General features: G+C 42.0%; 1 protein-coding gene. It reads left to right on the top strand.

Annotated elements, in window-relative coordinates; genetic code table 11:
* Positions 1–980, top strand: a 980-nt coding sequence (locus tag ACPUEY_RS14045) for a diguanylate cyclase domain-containing protein (RefSeq protein WP_425122465.1), incomplete at both ends; no start/stop codon positions are given.

The raw sequence follows: 980 nt of genomic DNA, 5'->3' as shown, positions 1-980 counted from the left end.
TAGCTCAAACTGCATTTGAACAGGCCTTGCAAGGCCACAGTCAACACCTGGAAATCCAGGCACAGAATGCCTTGGGGAAATGTTACTGGCTAGACCTCACTTATTTACCTATTCAACAAGCCCAACAGGTGGTCGGTGTATTTGGGATTGCCCATGATATTACCGAACGGCATGAAACCGAAGAAATGTTACGGCTACTGAAACGTAGTGTCGATGCCAATCCTCATGGCATCGTGTTGACTAAGGCCACCGCGGACCAGGCCATTGAATATGTGAATCCTGCTTTTGAAAGCCTGACGGGTTATAAAAAAGAAGAAATCACCGGTAAAAATTGTCGCTTTCTGCAAGGTCCCGAAACAGATCCAGAGGCAGTGTATAAAATCCACAATGCACTTCAAGAACAGCAAGAAATCCAGGTGACCTTAAAAAACTATCGTAAAGATGGCAGCTGGTTCTGGAACCAGCTCATATTAGGACCCGTTTTTGATGATAAAAATTTTTGCACGCACTTTATCGGGATTCAGCAAGATATTACCCAACAGCGGGCGAATAGCGAATATATTGCCCGTCAGCAAACCCATGACAGTTTAACCGGATTAATTAACCATCATACTTTTGAAAAAATACTGGATGTTGCCTTCCACCTTCAGCATGACAATCCTCGCTCCCTGATTGTGATGTATGTTGATTTAGATGGATTCCAGCCTTTAAATCAAAGTTTGGGGCACATCATTGGTGATCAACTTCTGATTGCTGTAGCAAATCGCCTGCGTCAGGTCATTCAAGAAGAAGATATCATTTCTCATTTTTCAGCAGATGAATTTGGCATACTTTTGAATAAATGCCATGATTTAAAACAAGTCGCTATCATTGCAGAGCAAATATTAAAAAGCCTGTCAGCTCCATTTGAGCTTGATGGCCATAAAATTCATATGAGTGCGAGTATTGGCATTGCAGATGATGACCCTCAAATAGAAAAA

This window comes from Acinetobacter sp. G11 (assembly GCF_049808495.1).
GTDB lineage: Bacteria > Pseudomonadota > Gammaproteobacteria > Pseudomonadales > Moraxellaceae > Acinetobacter > Acinetobacter kookii.
The sequence above is the reverse complement of the archived record's forward strand: the minus strand, read 5'-3'. Positions and strand labels throughout refer to the sequence as shown.